Origin of the sequence: Roseibium sp. HPY-6, from assembly GCF_040530035.1 — a bacterium.
Lineage (GTDB): Bacteria > Pseudomonadota > Alphaproteobacteria > Rhizobiales > Stappiaceae > Roseibium.
Genome location: NZ_JBEWCD010000001.1, coordinates 1637507 through 1654816 on the forward strand (window position 1 = coordinate 1637507; position 17310 = coordinate 1654816).

At 56.1% G+C, this 17310-nt stretch carries 14 protein-coding genes; 12 read left to right on the forward strand and 2 right to left on the reverse strand.

Annotated features, from left to right (window positions below):
* Positions 1-44 precede the first annotated feature (44 nt).
* The gene (locus tag ABVF61_RS07785; RefSeq protein ID WP_353992944.1) at positions 45-1352 is read right to left on the reverse strand and encodes an ABC transporter substrate-binding protein; all 1308 of its coding nucleotides are present in this window, start codon (positions 1350-1352) and stop codon (positions 45-47) included.
* A gap of 118 nt (positions 1353-1470) precedes the next feature.
* Between ABVF61_RS07785 and ABVF61_RS07790 the strand changes: the two genes are divergently transcribed.
* The 4 genes from ABVF61_RS07790 to ABVF61_RS07805 are packed head-to-tail and all read left to right on the forward strand — an operon-like array spanning position 1471 to position 5483.
* On the forward strand, positions 1471-2307 hold the full coding sequence (locus ABVF61_RS07790) for an amidohydrolase family protein (RefSeq protein ID WP_353993686.1): 837 nt from the start codon (positions 1471-1473) through the stop codon (positions 2305-2307).
* 51 nt (positions 2308-2358) lie between these two features.
* Entirely contained in the window at positions 2359-3168 is an 810-nt protein-coding gene (locus tag ABVF61_RS07795; RefSeq protein WP_353992945.1) for an IclR family transcriptional regulator, read from the forward strand.
* 33 nt (positions 3169-3201) lie between these two features.
* Positions 3202-4344: an extracellular solute-binding protein gene (locus tag ABVF61_RS07800; RefSeq protein WP_353992946.1), complete on the forward strand. Its 1143-nt coding sequence runs from the start codon at positions 3202-3204 to the stop codon at positions 4342-4344.
* A gap of 2 nt (positions 4345-4346) precedes the next feature.
* Complete coding sequence (locus ABVF61_RS07805) at positions 4347-5483, forward strand: CaiB/BaiF CoA transferase family protein (RefSeq protein WP_502949935.1); 1137 nt, start codon at positions 4347-4349, stop codon at positions 5481-5483.
* Between the two features lie 153 nt (positions 5484-5636).
* On the opposite strand, the gene ABVF61_RS07810 is transcribed toward ABVF61_RS07805, so the two are convergent.
* On the reverse strand, positions 5637-6383 hold the full coding sequence (locus ABVF61_RS07810; protein WP_353992948.1) for a DNA alkylation repair protein: 747 nt from the start codon (positions 6381-6383) through the stop codon (positions 5637-5639).
* A 479-nt stretch (positions 6384-6862) separates the two neighbouring features.
* Here ABVF61_RS07810 and ABVF61_RS07815 point away from each other — a divergent pair, with 479 nt between their 5' ends.
* From ABVF61_RS07815 to ABVF61_RS07850, 8 genes are all read left to right on the forward strand, one after another.
* The gene (locus ABVF61_RS07815) at positions 6863-7783 is read left to right on the forward strand and encodes a sugar ABC transporter substrate-binding protein (RefSeq protein WP_353992949.1); all 921 of its coding nucleotides are present in this window, start codon (positions 6863-6865) and stop codon (positions 7781-7783) included.
* An 80-nt stretch (positions 7784-7863) separates the two neighbouring features.
* A complete protein-coding gene (locus ABVF61_RS07820; protein WP_353992950.1) occupies positions 7864-9432 on the forward strand; it encodes a sugar ABC transporter ATP-binding protein in 1569 nt (522 codons plus the stop codon).
* Complete coding sequence (locus ABVF61_RS07825; RefSeq protein ID WP_353992951.1) at positions 9429-10427, forward strand: ABC transporter permease; 999 nt, start codon at positions 9429-9431, stop codon at positions 10425-10427. Before ABVF61_RS07820 ends, ABVF61_RS07825 begins: the two co-directional genes overlap by 4 nt.
* Positions 10424-10834, forward strand: a complete 411-nt coding sequence (rbsD, locus tag ABVF61_RS07830; protein ID WP_353992952.1) for a D-ribose pyranase — start codon at positions 10424-10426, stop codon at positions 10832-10834. Before ABVF61_RS07825 ends, rbsD begins: the two co-directional genes overlap by 4 nt.
* A complete protein-coding gene (gene rbsK / locus ABVF61_RS07835) occupies positions 10831-11757 on the forward strand; it encodes a ribokinase (protein ID WP_353992953.1) in 927 nt (308 codons plus the stop codon). Before rbsD ends, rbsK begins: the two co-directional genes overlap by 4 nt.
* Before the next feature lie 73 nt (positions 11758-11830).
* The gene (locus tag ABVF61_RS07840; protein ID WP_353992954.1) at positions 11831-12814 is read left to right on the forward strand and encodes a LacI family DNA-binding transcriptional regulator; all 984 of its coding nucleotides are present in this window, start codon (positions 11831-11833) and stop codon (positions 12812-12814) included.
* A 193-nt stretch (positions 12815-13007) separates the two neighbouring features.
* Positions 13008-16217: a DUF2169 family type VI secretion system accessory protein gene (locus tag ABVF61_RS07845; RefSeq protein ID WP_353992955.1), complete on the forward strand. Its 3210-nt coding sequence runs from the start codon at positions 13008-13010 to the stop codon at positions 16215-16217.
* The gene (locus ABVF61_RS07850; RefSeq protein WP_353992956.1) at positions 16207-17265 is read left to right on the forward strand and encodes a pentapeptide repeat-containing protein; all 1059 of its coding nucleotides are present in this window, start codon (positions 16207-16209) and stop codon (positions 17263-17265) included. Before ABVF61_RS07845 ends, ABVF61_RS07850 begins: the two co-directional genes overlap by 11 nt.
* The last annotated feature ends 45 nt before the right edge of the window (positions 17266-17310 follow it).

Consider the following 17310-nt stretch of genomic DNA (forward strand, 5'->3'; position numbering starts at 1 on the left):
GCAATTGCCCGGAAAGACCGGTCTCTTTCCGGGCAGGTTTTGTCTTAATAGACGCCGTTTTCCTGCATCATCTCGTCTACCGCTTCTTGAGCATCGCTCAGAGCCTCGTCAATCGACTTGTCTCCCAGGATCGCAGCCTGAAGCTCCGGATAAATGAGGTTCGTCGCTTCGATCCAGTATGGCGTTTGAGGAGCCGGGAACGCATGAGAGGCAGCCGCCTGAAAGGCTTTCAGCACTTCAGTTCTGTACGCGTCGCCCTCTGCCGAACTTACCACATGATCCCATACCGCGGTGCGTGTCGGGAGCGGTCCCGCCGAGCTCTCAAGTTTCTGACTGTCCTCGTTGGTCAGCCAGGCAACCAGCGATGCAGCCGCTTCCTTGTTCTCGCACGCTTCGGTGACGGAAAAGCCATGGTGCCCGGACCAGCCTGTGCGAACACCGGCACTGCCGGCGGGCTGTACCTTCACGCCAACGTTTCCGGCCGCTTTCGATGAATCCTCACCATTGAAGAAACCGGCCCAGCCCGGCCAGTCCAGATTGAGTGCAATCGTGCCGGAGGCAAAGCCCTGACCGAGGTCGTCCCAGAGATAGGAGGTTGTGCCGGGAGGAACCGCTCCTGCCTCATAGAGATCGACGAACCATGCCAACGCGCGCTTGCCTGCGTCCGAGTTGAATGCGGGCGACCAGTCATCGTTAAAGAGCTGTCCGCCTTCGGAGATCACCAGCTCGTAAAAGCGTCCGACGATTGCCTCGTCTTTGCCGGCGTATTGCGTACCGTAAAAATTCGGCGCGTCCGTGAAGAAGATCGCCTGCTCCTTGTACTCGTCCCAGGTGTCGGGAGGAGTCAGTTCACGCCCGGTCTTGGCTTTATAAGCGGCTTTGTTGTCCTCGTCCTCATAGATTGATTTGAGATAGTAGAGCGCGGAGACATCGAACTGAGCGCGCGGAAGCATGACCAGCGCGTCGCCGATCTTGGAGGCCGCGATGTTGGACGGCACATATTCGCCGATGAACTCGGCTGTGAGATAAGGCGTCAGATCCGTGTAGAGGCTCGGATACTGGGACGCAAAGGAAGAGTGGTTGGAACCAACGCACCAGCCCAGTGTTCCTGCCGCAAGATCAGACTTGAATTCCTTGTCCAGTTCAAAGTGGTTCTTCTTCGAGATCACCTCGACCTTGGCACCTGTCTTGGCTTCCCACTCACCAATGCGGGCATAAAGCGCCTCGTATTGCTGCCCACCAATCAGCTTGGCCTGAAGCGTTACACCGTCGAATTCAGCCGCACCGGCATGTCCCGCGACAGCTACCAGTGCAGTGGCGCATAGCAACGATTTCAGTCTGCGATTTCCCATCAGTTCCTCCCATCAAACAAGCAAGGTGAAGACCCACTCCTCGCTCCATTTATTTCATATATAAACTTGACTTTTATATGTAGTCAACGATTATCTGGACGGAGGGAGGATCCTCATGATGCTGTTCGATACCCACCTTCACCTGATCTACAAGGACCGGCTGAAGTATCCGTGGCTGAACGATTTCGACACATTGAACAGGGACAGTCATTTCGATGCCTACTGCCGCGACGCCGCCCGTTTGGGGATTGGTGGATGCCTGCATATGGAGGTGGATGTCGCGGAGCATCACATCGAGAAAGAAGCCGCGGTGATCGACGAGCTGATTGACGCACCGGGCAGCATGATGCGCGGAATGATCTCGTCCTGCCGACCGGAGAGCGACGACTTCGCCGCGTTTCTGGAACGCGCAAGGTCCAACCCAAACATCAAGGGCTTTCGCCGCGTTCTGCATGTCGTTCCGGATGACGTCGGCACGACCGTCACGTTCCGGGACAACATCAAACGACTTTCGGGAACCGGGCTGACCTTTGATTTATGTGTTCTGCCGCGGCAATTACACTTGGCGCTCGACCTCGTGTCGCATTGCCCGGATGTCACCTTCATTCTTGATCATTGCGGCGTGCCGGACGTTGCAGCCGGAGCATTCGAGCCCTGGCGCACAGGCGTTAAGGCTCTGGCAGAACGGCCAAACGTCTTCGCCAAGATCTCCGGAGTGGTTGCTTATGGCAATCCAGACACCTGGACGCTGAACGACATCAGACCCTTCGTCGAAGAGACCGTGGATGCCTTTGGCACAGACCGGATCGTGTGGGGATCGGACAGCCCGGTGTGCAACCTTGGTGGCGGCTTGCCCACTTGGGTGGCTGCAACGCACGCTTTGACGGAACGCTGGTCCACGACCGATCGCGAGGCGCTTTACCACATCAACGCTTGCAGACTGTGGCGGCTATGAGGCACACCATCTGAGTTTGTCTTGATAGCACCGGGGAAATGGAGGCGCACAGTGGCAGGAAAACTGGCAGATACCAAGGATACAGGCGACGTTGAAACGAATCTCAAGTACAGCGCGCCAGCCCTGTCCAAGGGCCTCGACATCCTTGAGCTTCTTGCCGAGCAGTCTCAGGGTCTGAAAAAGACGGAAATCGCCCAGGCGCTGAACCGTTCGGTAAGCGAGATCTACCGGATGCTGGCGGTGCTCCAGAGCCGTGGCTACGTGATGCTCGATACCGCAAGCGAGCGATACTCGCTCACGATGCGAATGTTCGAACTCTCCCACCGTTTCCCGCCGACGAAACGGTTGACGGCCGTTGCCGGTGAAATCATGGCGGAGACCGCAATCACGCTCAATCAGTCTGTCCATATGGCAATATTGAACGGCAACGAAATTCTCGTGATTGCGCAGGTCGACCCTCCCGGGAACAACATCACCTCCGTCCGCCTCGGCGCACGCGTTCCGATGGTCTTTACCTCATCCGGTGCGTGTCTGAGTTTTCAGATGTCCCCGGAAAGACGCGCCGAGATGTGTGAAAAAAATCCGAACTTTTCGCCCAAGGCATTCGAGATGTTCGAAAACGCCGTCAAGCAGGTGGAAAAGACCGGGGTCTGTGAAAGTCCTTCAGCGATCGTGCAGGGCGTCCACAATGTCGCCGTTCCCATCATTGGCTTCGGCGGCGAAGTCGCGGCATCCCTGACGGTTCCCTTCGTCAAACGCCTGATCAAGACCAGCGACCCCAACATCAAGGAATGCAAGGCAATCCTGCTTGAGGCAGGCCGGCAGATATCAAAGAAAATCGGTGCAGGTGCAGCTGTGTGAGGCCTGTACGAAAGAACTGGGAAATCGAAGCAAATGACGCACGCCATCACTCTGAAGGGAATGACCTGGTCGGACCCGCGCGGGTACGATCCTCTGATTGCAGCAACTGCCGCTTTTGAACAGCAGAATGAAGGCGTGTCGATTACCTGGGACAAACGTTCGCTTCAGGAGTTCGAGAGCACACCGATCGAGGAACTGGCTGCCCAATATGACCTCATGATCATCGACCATCCGCATGTTGGCGAAGCCGCGCGGCAAGGGTGCCTTCTGGCTTTGGACAGCTGGGTGCCCGCACAGTCGATGACGGCGATCGCGAACGAAACGGTTGGAAAAAGCTTCATTAGCTACACGATAAACGGACACCAATGGGCCTTGCCCGTAGACGCAGCCACCCAGGTACAAGCCCACAGGCCCGACCTTGGAGCGCGTGCCGAAACCTGGTCGGAGGTAAAACAGGTCGCCCGCGAAGGCGCCGTCGTCTTGCCAATGCGCCCGCCGCACTCGCTTATGTGTATTTATACCCTTGCTGCCAACATCGGGTGCCCGTGCGGGTCCGAACGCACGCGCCTTCTTCCCGAAGATGTCGCAAAAACCGTCTTTCTGGAATTGAAGGCTGTCACCGATCACATCGACCCGGCCTGCTTTGGCATGGACCCGATTGCCGCGATGGACCGGCTGAGCGAAGAGACGACCCTTCGCATAGCGCCCCTCGTTTATCTTTACAAAGGCTATTCGAACGCAGGCTACCGGGGCCACCGGTTGGCCTTCACCGATATTCCAGTCCTCGGCAAGTCCGGTCCGATTGGTTCCGCGCTTGGCGGCACAGGCCTCGCAGTCTCCAGCAAAACCACAGAGCCCGAGGTTTGCAGTGAATTTGCTGCCTGGGTGGCGGGCGCAGATTGTCAGTCGGGCATTTACGCAGACGCGAACGGTCAGCCCGGCAATGCTGTTGCCTGGGCCGATCCACGCGTAAACGAGCCGGTTCTGGACGCCTATCGCAATACCAGGGCGACACACGAGGCCGCCTGGCTGAGGCCACGCCACGACGGTTATATGGCCTTTCAGCAATCAGCATCTGAGATCGTCAACGCCGCTCTGACGGAAGAGACGGGTATCGAAAACGCGATCACTGAAATGAACGGCGCGTTTGCCTCCAGCTTTAACGAGGGGCACTGAAAATGAATATGTCTGCTCCTTTGGACGGATTAAAGGTTGTCGATTTCAGCCAGTTTCTCGCCGGCCCTTACGCCACGCTCCGCCTTGCAGACCTCGGCGCCGATGTCATCAAGATCGAGAAAAGCGGAAAAGGTGATCTCTCCCGGTATCTGTACGTGTCGGACGTGCTGATTGATGGAGAAAGCACGATCTTTCACGCCATTAACCGCGGCAAACGCTCCATTGCAGTCGATCTGAAACTGGAGTCGGATCGCGAGAAGGTCTGGAAGCTGATTGATGATGCCGACGTGGTTGTCCAGAATTTTCGGCCAGGCGTTATAGAGCGTCTTGGGTTTGGAGCGGACGCCGTACGTAGAAGGAACCCGTGGATTGTCTACGGCTCGGTTTCGGGATACGGCGGAGACAATGACTGGGCGGCGCTGCCGGGTCAGGATCTTCTGGCCCAGGCCCGGAGCGGGATCATGTGGCTGTCAGGTGCGGAACAACACGGGCCCGTCGCAATCGGCTTGCCGGTCGCCGATGTTCTTGCCGGCGCTGCATTAACACAGGGCATTTTGGCGCTTTTGGTCAGGCGCGGAATAACGGGCGAAGGAGGCGTCGTCGAGACCAGTCTGATCGAGGCGATTACGGATCTTCAGTTCGAATTGCTGTCGACGTTTCTCAACGATGGACGGCAAACGCCCAGACGTCCACGCAACAATCCTGCGCATTCCTACCTGTCAGCACCCTACGGCGTATATGCGACGGCAGACGGACACATCGCAGTTGCCATGAATGACCTGCAAGACCTGTTTGCCTGTCTTGGAATAAACCAGTCCCTGGAAGGCCTGGATACCTTTTTGGATCGGGATCACATAGCCCGGCTACTCAATGACCACCTCAAAACCCAGCCAACAAACATATGGATTGAGAAAATGGTCGAGGCCGACCTTTGGGCGGCGCCAGTGATGGACTGGCACGATTTGATCAACTCCGGAATTCTTCAGAAGCTCGGCATGATTGGTGACGTTCAGCGCGGCGAACAGTCGTTTCATTCTCTGCTGTCACCTCTCCGGGTCGACGGCAAACGTCAGGCAACAACAGGGGCAGCACCTTACCTGACCACCGATGCTGTTGACTGGTTTGACACCAAACGATGACTGTATCCGGCACCCACTCCATGACAGCGTGTGCCGCCGAATTGCACCCGGCCTGTGCCGGTCCTATGGGATGATGCGTTTGCGCAGCAACTGATCGGAGCGGCAAAACAGGCCGCGACCGTTCGACCTGTGTCAAGCGCGAGACCGTGTTCCTTAAGTGTGCTTTTTCAATATTTCTTCGCGAAGCGCACCCTTGATGTCTCTTAGGGCGTAGAGCGTAATCGTGCTGCTCACCCCCTTGGTCCGCAGGTCAACGACATAAGGCAGCACGTCCTCTCTATGCCAACGCATAAGATCCCGCAGGCACCACCCCACTCCGGTTTGCACCAGACGTTCCGGGTCTTTGACCAGCACATCACAATTGGCAAGCGCTGTGTCTTTATGAAGGCCTGACTTCGCGACCTTTCGTGTGAAGATGACAACACTCGCCCTGCGAAGCCAGAGATCCTCGTCTGTGGTCCAAGACCGAAGCAGGTCAATGAACTCCTCCTCGTGAGCTTCGAGAACGAACCTCAGGAATGATCCGGTGTATGCATCGATTTTACTCCACCCATGCAATCCCCTTAGAAGTTGCTCCAGGAGATCAAAATGCTGCGGTGAGAAATAGCTTGAGGCCTGCTCCAACAGGGCCAGCGCAACAGTCTTTTGCTCGCCATATCCTGAATTGATAAGCCGCCGTGCCAGTTCAATCTTCTGCTCCGTCGCCAGGTCACGAAAGTCAGCCTTGTAGCCTGCAACAAATCGCTTCATCTGCGGCGCTCGAACGCCATAAGCAAGGTAACGTGTGTCAGGCTCATCGGCGTCAGACGCATATGGAGAAACGTCGCCCAATGCACGGAGCCTTGTGGCGATAGACTGATGCAGGGCGTCGATGTCGGGATTGTTCTGCTGGATTGCCATTGAAGCAATCTAGGTTGGGTATGGTCCGCCGACAATGAGACTTCTGCACTGCCTGTCATCATCGCCTTTCAAGATAAGTTGTGTGACGTAGCAATGGTCTTCGCTGCGAACCCTCTCCAATAATCTCGGTCGCTTCACTGGCACACGACGGATACAGCCTTCAAAACCGGTAAAGACCTGGCGCCGTCCCGCTGAGGTGACCGAAACAGTGTTCGACGATAGCCGACTTCCAATGCTGTCCTTCACAACAAACCAGGCTACTTCCACCTCATTTTCGGGCACTGGGCATATTTTTTTTCAAGTCTCATTTGGTAACGAATTCAGCGCACTGCGTTGGTAGTCACAGCGCAAAAATGAATGCATTCAAAAAAATGAACCGTTTCATATTGACGGACTTCCTGTCCCGTGTTTTCCTTATTTAGCCACTTCACCTCAGCAGCCCGATGTGAAAAGGCGTTACCTTTTTAGGGAGGAAAATCATGAAGTTATTGAAAATCGCTGCCGCGGCAGCGACCGGTCTCGCTTTGCTTGCTGGAACCGCTCAAGCCGATGACAAACCGGTTGTAGGCCTCATCATGAAGTCGCTTGCCAACGAGTTTTTTCAGAACATGATGGCGGGCGCTCAGGCCCATGAAGAAAAGCGTGGCGACTACAAATTGCTCGCCGTCGGAATGCAGAACGAAACAGACTTTGAATCGCAGATCAACGCGGTTGAAAATTTCATCACACAGGGTGTCGATGCAATCGTGGTGGCCCCTGCCGATTCCAGAGCAATGGTCCGCCCTCTGAAGAAGGCAATGGAAGCCGGCATTGTCGTGGTCAACTTCGATGTGGCCTTGGACACGGAAGCCAAGGCGCAACAGAGTGTCGAACTCGCCTTTGTCGGACCCGACAACCGCGGCGGTGCAAAACTCGCCGGTGATGCGCTCGGCAAAAAACTTGGCGCAGGTGGCAAGGTCGTCATCATCGAAGGCAATCCAGGCGCTGACAATGCAAACCAAAGACGCCTCGGATTTGAAGATTCCGTCGCCGAGTTCGAACTTGAATTGCTCGATAGCCGCACAGCGCATTGGGAAACAGAAGAAGCCAACACTGTGTTTTCCAACATGCTGACGGCGCATCCGGACATACAGGGTGTAATGGCAGCAAACGACTCCATGGCCATCGGCGTCGTGAAGGCGCTGGAAAGCGCGGGCCGTGACGACATCGTTGTCGTCGGCTTCGACAATATTCCTGCGGTCGGCCCGATGATCGCTGATGGGCGCATGCTGGCGACTGTCGATCAGTTCGGAACCGACATGGCAGCGAATTCCATCGACCTCGCACTTGAGGTGGTCAAGGGCGGCCCGGCGCTTGAAGGCTGGGTAAAGACACCGATCGAGTTGGTGACCGCCAATTAAGCGATCCCCAGGCGCCCCCGCCTTGCTCTGTCTGAGAGCGGGGGCGGCTCCCCTTCCAAAGCAAGTTGACTGGACACACCATGGCAGCCGCATTGCTTGCAACCTCGCCCGAACCAGCCAAGAGCCCTGCGTTTCTGTCCGTTGAAGGACTGAAGAAACACTTTGTTGGGGTCAAGGCACTTGATGGCGTCAGTTTCTCGCTCGAAATGGGCGAAGTACATGCCCTTGTTGGAGAAAACGGGGCCGGCAAATCCACTCTCATCAAAATTCTTTCCGGGGTCTTTCCGCACGATGCCGGCACCATTTCTCTGGCAGGCGAAGACTACCGGCCAGCGAACCCGCACGTTGCCAAGGAACTTGGTGTCCAGGTTGTTCACCAGGAATTCAATCTGCTGGATCATTTGAGCATCGCGGAAAACATCTCCGTGGAAAGAATGCCGACAACCCGTTTCGGCCTTTTGGACAAAAAGGAAATGAACCGGCGCGCGCGAACGGCACTGGATGCAATTGGCCTGACCGACATAGACGTCAAAGCCCCGGTCAGCACTCTTGGGATCGCGCATCGCCAGCTCGTTGAAATTTCAAGGGCGCTGCAATGCAAAAGCCGGATCCTGATCCTGGACGAACCAACTGCAACGCTGACCGAGCGGGAAACCAAACGGCTCTTCGATATCATTGCGTCCATCAAGGATGAAGGTGTCACGGTCGTCTTCGTGTCTCATCACCTCGACGAAGTGTTCGCCATTTGCGACCGAGTGACAGTGTTTCGAAACGGCGTTTCCATCGGGACGGACCATATTTCTGAGACCACGCCCGATGGGGTCGTTCTGAAGATGGTCGGCCGCCAGCTTGCCGCGACTTCCAACGACGCCGATCCATCCCGAATGACCGGCGAGGTCGCACTGCGCCTTGAAGATATTCGAACGCAGGCGAACCCGAAAGAGACCGGTGTTTCCTTCGAGCTCCGGCATGGCGAAATTGTCGGCATTGCAGGACTTGTAGGTGCGGGGCGAACGGAAATCCTGAGAGGTATTTTCGGCGTCGACCCGATCAGGTCCGGCCGCATCCTCCAAGGAAGCAACGAGGTGCGTTTCAGCGGACCACGCGATGCGATTGCAGCCGGCATCGGCTTTGTCACCGAGGATCGGAAGGACGAAGGCCTGATTTTGGACATGCCGATCGCCGCAAATATTTCCCTTGCCAACATGAGCGCCGTTTCCAAATCCGGATTGCTGCAGTTTTCGCAAGAAAACCGGTGTTCGCGTGAAGGCGGCGAACGGTTGAAGCTGAAGTACGGCAAGTTGTCAGACGCTGTGTCCAGCCTTTCAGGCGGCAACCAGCAAAAAGTCGTTCTCGCCAAATGGCTGGCACGAAACCCGAAAGTGCTCTTGCTGGACGAACCGACCCGTGGTGTCGATGTCGGCGCGAAAGCGGAAATCTACACAATACTCAAGGAGCTGGCGCGCAGCGGCGTGGCGTTGCTCGTGGTGTCATCGGAGATGCCGGAGTTGATGACGCTCGCAGACCGCATTCTTGTCCTCGCCGAACATGAAATCCAAGGCGAGCTGAAGCGTCCCGAATTCTCGGAAGAAAACATCCTGAAACTGGCCTATGGCCAGGCCCGGCAGGCCGGAGGACACACGCAATGACAACGCAGACCCTTTCTGAAACCATGCCCCAACCAACCCGTTTTTCCATACGCACCATTCTGCAGAACGCCGGCATCGGCCTTGCACTTTTGGCTCTCATTCTTTTTTTCTCGGTGTTTACGGAGCACTTCCTGACGCCGAACAACATCACCAACATTCTGACGCAGATCACCATCAATCTGGTCCTGGCGGTCGGCATGACATTCGTCATTCTGATTGGCGGAATCGATCTGTCGGTCGGTTCCGTGATGGCATTTGCAGCCGTTGTCGCCGGCAAGGCGATCACGTTGCCGGGCTTCGGACCGGCGGAGGCAATTGCACTCGCGATCGTCGCGGCAACGCTGACGGGTGTACTCTGCGGCATGATCAATGGCGTCATCAGCGCCTATTGGGCTTTGCCGTCATTCATTATCACGTTGGGGATGCTCAACATAGCGCGCGGAGCAGCGCTTCAGGTTTCTGACGCCCAGACCATTTATTCATTCCCGTATGCCTTTGAAGAATTTGGCTCTGCCATGATCTACGGCATTCCGGTGGTGTTTCTGGTTGCTCTGTTCCTGGTTCTCATAGCCTGGTTCGTGCTCAACTTCACTGTTTTCGGACGGCTGCTCTACGGTATCGGCAACAATGAGGAAGCGGTGCGTCTCGCAGGCCATTCGGTCTATTGGTACAAGGTCGCAGCCTTTACCATTTGCGGCTTCACGGCCGGTATTGCGGCGATCGTCTATATGGCACGGCTGAATATTTCCAGTCCGATTGCCGGTATTGGCTTTGAACTCAATGCCATTGCCGCCGTCATTATCGGAGGCACCAGCCTGAGCGGTGGACGCGGGTCTGTGATCGGAACCTTGCTGGGCGCTTTCATCATCGGCGTTCTGGCGAACGGATTGATCCTGATAGGCCTTTCCGACTTCATGCGCCAGATGATTACGGGTGTCGTCATCATCGTTGCCGTCGTGCTTGACTACTACCGCGCCAAGTACACTTCGAAATGAAACGTACGGCGCTATTGAACCGGCATCTGAGCGAGCTTGTGGCCTCGCTCGGACATATGGATGAAATCATCGTCGCCGACGCAGGTCTTCCAGCCCCTCATGGCGTAAGGGTTATCGATCTTGCCGTCAGCGAAGGCGTGCCCGGTGTTGAGGATGTGCTGCGGGCATTGCGCGGCGAACTGATCATAGAAAGCGCCATGTGGGCGGAAGAAGCGCCCGATACCGTATCCGCGTTGATGCGAAAAGAGATTGAACTGTGGTCCGCGCAGACCGGGAATTCGGTGGCCGTATTGCGGTTTTCGCATGAAGAACTGAAACGACGGTCGGGCCACGCGCGGGCGATTGTTCGCACCGGGGAATTCACACCATACGCCAACATCATCCTGACGAGCGGGGTCGCGTTTTGAAACCTATTGCAGTTGTCGGCAGCGTCAATGTCGATCTGGTCAGCTATCTTGATCGCTGGCCGGAAGTTGGTGAAACCGTTGCTGTCCGCGAGACAAATTCGTCACTTGGCGGCAAGGGAGCCAATCAGGCCGTGGCGTCCGCTCGGCTTGGCGCGGACGTCACCCTGGTCGGAGCGGTTGGCAGAGACGGCTTCGCACAAGATGCCAGATCGCAACTCGGCCAATCGGGTGTCAGTTCCCGCCTGATTGAGGTTCCGAGCGTCTCAACGGGTCTTGCGTTCATTGATGTCGGACCCGACGGTGACAACATGATCCGCCTGTCCAGCGGTGCGAACCAGTCTGTTTCAAGTGCCCATGTGACACTTCATTCAGAAGTCATCCGGAACAGCGGTATTCTTTTGCTTCAGAACGAAATTGGATTGAGCGCCTCCCTGGAGGCCGCCAGAATTGCGCGCGAAGCCGGGAGTTTCGTCATCATGGATCCGGCCCCCGCTCCAGACCCCGCCTGGAAGCACGCAACATTCGGTTTATTTGACGTTCTGACGCCAAACGCACATGAAGCTGGAATCTTGTTGGGAGCGCAGCCCACGACGCTATCCGACGGCGAACAAGCGGCAAAGTCGCTCCAGAAAAGGGGATTGCGCGGTGCCATTGTGACAATGGGAGACATCGGCGTTGCCTGGTCTTTCGATGATCGTCAGGGATCACTGCCGGCACTCAAGGTGAAAAGCGTTGATACGGTTGCCGCCGGTGACTGTTTCAACGGAGCATTGGCGGCATCCCTGAGCGAAGGTGAAATGATGAGCAATGCAATCGCCTTTGCGCTGCGCGCGGCTTCGATTGCAACTACCCGCAAGGGAGCTTCCATTTCGTTGCCGACCCGCTCGGACCTGGACACCTTCCATGTTCCGGAATTTGCCTGAAATCCAGGCGGCACTTGATTGGCGCGCTCAGGAATGCTTCAACGAAAGAAGGGGTTAAGGAGTGCTGCGGGACATGCCAACGATCAAGGACGTCGCCAGGAAGGCCGGTGTGTCAGTTGGTACAGTATCGCGTGTATTGGCAAACAACGAAACCGTAAAGCATCCGCTCAAGCTCAAGGTGCAGGCCGCGATGAAAGAGCTTGACTACAAGCCCAACCTCGCCGCACGCGCGCTGCGCACAAACAGCATCGACGTGATCGGGCTGATCGTGCCCGACCTCACCAATCCGTTTTTTGCGCAGCTCGCCCAGAATGTCGAAATGGAAGCGGCGAAACGCAGTCATTCCGTCATGGTGGCAAACTCCCACGATGATGCCGAAACGGAAGGAACGCAGATTTCCGCGCTGCTCGATCGCGCTGTCCGTGGCATCATTATTGTGGCAACAGCCGCCGGAAAGAACCTCAAGAGAGCCGACGTACCCATTATTTCGCTCGATCGCCGATTTGGAAACTACCCTTTGATCGCGACGGATCATTATGACGGGTCTCAAAAGATCGCGGACCACCTTCATGCGCTTGGCCACCGGCGGATCGCCTACATCGCCGGGCCGTTAAGCATGGATGTCGCGCAAAGCCGCAGGGAGGGTTTTGTGAAACGGATCGAAGCCCTTTCAACGCCCGACGATCCGATTGAGCTTACGGTCCATGAGGGCCAGTTTGACTATGACGCCGGCGAAGAACTCGGCAGGACAATACTCGCCAACGCGTCAGCGAACGCGCGGCCAACCGCAATCGCGGCAGCCAGCGATCAACAGGCGATCGGGGTTTTACGCTGCGCACGTGACTTGAAGCTGGATGTGCCGAAAGATCTCTCCGTCGCCGGTTTCGACGACATAACCCTTGCATCGCTCGTCGTCCCGCGGCTGACGACCCTTCGTCAACCGATAGAGGCGCTTGCGCTTGCAGCGGTTGAACAGATTTTTGAAACGATGTCTGCCTCCAATGACAAAGCGATTGCCGGGGAAGTCGTCCTGCGAGAGTCGACGGCATCGCCCTGATGGTGTTCTGCATCAGAGCTTAGGCGCGCAGCTCACCGACGGTCGAGACCCACGCTGAAAGTTGCCGCCATGCATGGCTCAACGCAAAGGCGCAGAGCGAGCCCAATCAACATTACACAATTGAAACTCAACAAATCCGCATCAGATGTTAAGTTGATCCTTCAACGCGACAGATACCGGCCCGTTTTCGCTCATGGTGAAGGTGATCAAACCGACGAAGCTTTCCTGCGTTCAGAACGTTCAAACGTTTGGAAGCGCGAAGTACCTTGTCGCAACCTTGTATTATGGAGCGGATCTTTCTCAGGCCGACGCGTTGGTCTCAGAGGATCAGTATCTCTCGATTTCAAGCGGACGGATGCCAGCGGGTACTGTTGCCGACCTCGGATTTCCCAAAGGTCAGCCTGAAGTCCTCATCGCCGGGCAAGCGCATGCGCCGGGTGGCATCCCGGCTCAGTCAGTTGAGGTGTCGGTTTCAGTCGGCGACTTTCGCAAGGCAGCGCTGGTCTTCGGAAAGCGCTTTTGGACCCGGCAGCACCGCGACGACTTCACTCTGACGCAGGCCGAACCCTTTGAAAGTCTACCGCTTGACCCACGACATGCTTTTGGCGGCGAAACCCATGCGGTCAACAAGCTGGGCAAGGGCTTTCAGATTGACCATGTGATGCGGCAATTCGGCTATGCGCCGCTGCCGAATATCGAAAATCCCAAAGACCTCGTCCTGCATCCGAACGACTCTCCCGAACCCGTGCTCTTCGGTCCGCTCGACGTTGAGCACCCGCTTCGAAAGTCCTGCCTGGGTCAGGTCGACAGCGCCTGGATGCACACAACGTTCCCCGGACCTCCACCCGGTTTCAAATTCGATTATTTCAACGTCGCGCCCCAGGATCAGCGACTGGAGGAACCGCTCTGCGGCGATGAGACGGTCTTTGTGAAAGGCATGCAGGCCGATGTGCCGGAGTTGCGCGGACACTTGCCCGGTCTCGTTCCGCGCCTCTTTGCCGTTCATGACGAAAAGGCGGAAACCCTTACCGAAATCGGGTTGAAGTTCGACACGCTCTGGATCTTCGGCTCCGACGCCTTGGCGGGGGTTTACTACAGAGGCCTTCTGGAAGTCACGGATGCAGTGATCCATTCGCTGGCCGGGTTTGTTGCGGGCCTTGAACGTCTGTCCGAAAACCCGCGTTCTGCGGAGCACTATGCCGAGGTCTTCCGCTTGAGAACCGACCCGGTCGACGGACCGCTCCACGCCCTGAACGAACAACAGCTCATGCCTGCGCTGTCGGAAGCAGACCTTCAGGCCGTCGAGGCAAGATCCAGGGACTATACGGAAAAGGTTGCCCGAAAGACCGAACGGCATCTCCATGCTTCCCTTGAGGACATGAAGTCGAAGAGCGGTCTTCCCGAGGCTCTGCTTCCAGGCATGAAATTGCCCGACGTGCCACGCATACCGCTTCCGGACCCGGATGATCTTGTCGCCGGGCGTGTCGATATGGTCGGATCGCTTCAAAAATCGCTCCGGGCAGCAGAAGAGTTCGCAACCTCGGCGCATCAGCGCAGCGCTGAAGCCGACGCCTTTATTAAGCAATCGGGTATCACATTACCCACACTGCCCGAAGCTGCACTGGAAAATGCGGTTAAATCCGCTGATCCAGGTGCTGGCGGCATACTCAGATCCACTATAAACGATCTGACGGATCCGGCTCATCTGGCAGAGACGGCGAAAAGGTTGCCGTCTGCAAATGCCAGCCCAAAGATTGAAGATGTGCCTGAGGCATCGAAGATCAAGAAGGACGCCGTCAACGAGACAGTCGACGATATCCTCAAGCAGTTGAACATCATCTCCGATGGCTCTGGCGATGAGGAGTTGTTCCAGAAGGCACGTGCACGTGCACTCGCAATGCCCGAGGCAGATCCGTTTTATAAACTGAAACAAGAGCTCGGCAATCTGGATACGCCCGATCTAACTGCGCCAGATTTGGGTTCGATCGTCCCCGAAGACGTTGCTGACGCGACTGAGGACTTTTTTTCACCGGCGCCTTCCGGTGCCGGTGCCGACACCGCAGCAGAAGCAGCCGCATTGATCGCGGATACGACCGCTGAAACCAAAACGGCACTCGATCAGGTGGATACCGCCCTGGCCGATCTGCTGCCCGGGATCGCGGGGAAAGAAGCATCTCCCTTGCAAGTCATCTCGGAAGAAGTCGGGCGTATGGCGGCTCAAAATCAAGATGCTTTTGATGCAAACGCTCTTCTTGACGAGGTTCGAACTGCAGCCTCGATGACCGTCGACGACTTTTACGCTGACCTTGATCAGGAGGAACGTCAACTTCTGGCAGAGCAGGATCATGAGCGCTCCAAGCTTCCGGAAGCGGTCTATCCACTTGAGACGTATTCAGACGATGTCCGCCGACGTCTGGGCGCGCTGATTTTCGAGCGGCTGACGAGCGGAGAGAGTTTTTCACGCCGCGACATTGCAGGGGCAGACTTGAGCGGAAGAAACCTTGCAGGCGGCCGCGATTTGTCGGGTGCCTTGCTGGAAAAGAGTATCCTGAATGATGCGGACCTGAGCCAAGCCAATCTGACTGCTGCGGCATTGACCGAGGCCCAACTTGCAAATGCGCGGCTTGAGAACGTCAACTTTGAACGCGCAAACCTCTCTAAGTCCGTGGCGCCGAATGCCCGGTTTATCGATTGTCGTTTTTCTGATCGGTATTGGTTGGAAACCATCTTCAGGGATGCTGTTTTTGACGGATCGAAATTCACTGAACAAGTTCTGTCGAAAGCCGACTTTTCCGGGGCAAGCCTGCAGGACTGTTCTTTTGAAAACTGCGTATTCCTGAACTGTATTTTTTCTGGAGCCAAGTTTGACAAGTCCAGGTTCACGGACTGCACGTTCGTCGAATGTGAAGCACCAAAGACATCCTGGTTTAACTGCGTTTTCAAGAAAGTCCTTTTCACAAGCCTGACCGCACCGGGCTCGGACTGGGGCAACATGGTCATCTCCAAGTCCAACTTTGCGGGAAAGACCGATCTGACTGGTGCAAACCTTGACCGCATGACGGCACAACACGTTTGTTTTCTTGGGGGCAATTACAGAGGCTGTCTCTTCCTTAGGTCGAAGATGCAGGAATGCAGTTTCCTGAATTGTGATCTCTCCCATTGCGACTGCCGCGCGCTGGATGCACGGCGTTCAATGTTCACTGGAGTGGACCTGAACCATGCCAACCTGTTCGCCGCAAATCTGCTGGAGGCGCAATTCGATACCTGCAACGCGACCTACGCCAGTTTCCGGTCCGCAAATCTCTACTGCGCCAATCTTTCTGGACTTGGCATCGCAGGAGCTGACCTGAGCGGAGCCAACATTGGCCGGACGATTCTGGAGTTGCCGAGCCATGCGGACTGAAGAACTTTTCCTGAGAATTGAAAACGGCTTAACCATCGAAGGAGAGAGCTTCGAGGGTCTTCATGTAACGTCTCGCGCGCTCGCTGAGGGCAACTTCGTGAACTGCACGTTTGATGGTGCGGTTTTCAACGATTGCCTTGTTTCGGATTGTACCTTTGTCAAATGCGTCTTCAGAAATTCGGTCTTTTTGCGCTGCCGGTTCGATGCCTGCATGTTCATGCGCTGCGCGATACCCTTTTGCATTTTTGAAGACTGCAAGTTCCGATCCACCAATTTCATGACGTCAAAACTTGAACAGGCAACGTTCGAGCGCTGCAAATTGCTGGATTGCAATTGGATTGCTTCGAACCTGGAGAAGGCAAGCTTTGCAGATAGCGGCATGAACCGTTGCGCCCTTTTGGAAAGTACATTCGAAAAGATCGACGTTGCCGGCACTTCATGGCATCGCTCCACCTTCACAAAGGCGGACTTGTCCGCGTCCGACCTCGTGGGCGCAACGTTCGAACAGGTACTTTTTGCTCAAAGCAACCTTTCTTACCAGGATTTTTCCAAGCAGCGCTTTAAGGGGAACACAGTCTCGGACAGCGAACTCGTCGGCGCTCGTTTCCAGGAGGCGGATCTGGACCATAGCCTGTTTGTCAACTGCAACCTGGAAAAGGCCAATTTCGCCTCCGCGAATGCACCCTTTGCAATGTTCGCAGGATCAAACGTGACTGAAGCACGGTTCGATGGAGCACAGCTAGCGAACGCGGTTTTCGCCAATGCGATTGCGGTCAAGACCTCCTTTATCGGCGCCAGGCTTCAGATGGGTGTATTCGACAGTGCCGATTGCAGGGAGGCCCGCTTCGACCGGGCTGACTTGCAGCACGCCGACTTCACGCATGCCGACTGCCGTGCGGGCGGTTTCATGGAAGCCCGTTTCGAAATGACCAGATTTCACGGAACGAAAACAGACGACATCAACGATCAGGGTGCCAGCGGGAGCACATTGCCGACAGATCAGGACCGTCTGTTGGCGGAAGTCTATAATCCCGATAAGGTAAACTGATTTCGCCTTGATCGGTTCGTTGGATGCAATTCGCCTGCATCTGAG

Excerpts from the sequence above, each read along its gene's own strand:
- ABVF61_RS07790 (WP_353993686.1), top strand. The coding sequence starts at position 1,471 with ATGCTGTTCGATACCCACCTTCACCTGATCTACAAGGACCGGCTGAAG.
- ABVF61_RS07805 (WP_502949935.1), top strand. The coding sequence starts at position 4,347 with ATGAATATGTCTGCTCCTTTGGACGGATTAAAGGTTGTCGATTTCAGC.
- ABVF61_RS07840 (WP_353992954.1), top strand. The coding sequence starts at position 11,831 with ATGCCAACGATCAAGGACGTCGCCAGGAAGGCCGGTGTGTCAGTTGGT.
- rbsD (WP_353992952.1), top strand. The coding sequence starts at position 10,424 with ATGAAACGTACGGCGCTATTGAACCGGCATCTGAGCGAGCTTGTGGCC.
- ABVF61_RS07800 (WP_353992946.1), top strand. The coding sequence starts at position 3,202 with ATGACGCACGCCATCACTCTGAAGGGAATGACCTGGTCGGACCCGCGC.
- ABVF61_RS07810 (WP_353992948.1), bottom strand. The coding sequence starts at position 6,383 with ATGGCAATCCAGCAGAACAATCCCGACATCGACGCCCTGCATCAGTCT.
- ABVF61_RS07850 (WP_353992956.1), top strand. The coding sequence starts at position 16,207 with ATGCGGACTGAAGAACTTTTCCTGAGAATTGAAAACGGCTTAACCATC.
- ABVF61_RS07820 (WP_353992950.1), top strand. The coding sequence starts at position 7,864 with ATGGCAGCCGCATTGCTTGCAACCTCGCCCGAACCAGCCAAGAGCCCT.
- ABVF61_RS07825 (WP_353992951.1), top strand. The coding sequence starts at position 9,429 with ATGACAACGCAGACCCTTTCTGAAACCATGCCCCAACCAACCCGTTTT.
- ABVF61_RS07815 (WP_353992949.1), top strand. The coding sequence starts at position 6,863 with ATGAAGTTATTGAAAATCGCTGCCGCGGCAGCGACCGGTCTCGCTTTG.
- ABVF61_RS07845 (WP_353992955.1), top strand. The coding sequence starts at position 13,008 with ATGGTGAAGGTGATCAAACCGACGAAGCTTTCCTGCGTTCAGAACGTT.
- ABVF61_RS07785 (WP_353992944.1), bottom strand. The coding sequence starts at position 1,352 with ATGGGAAATCGCAGACTGAAATCGTTGCTATGCGCCACTGCACTGGTA.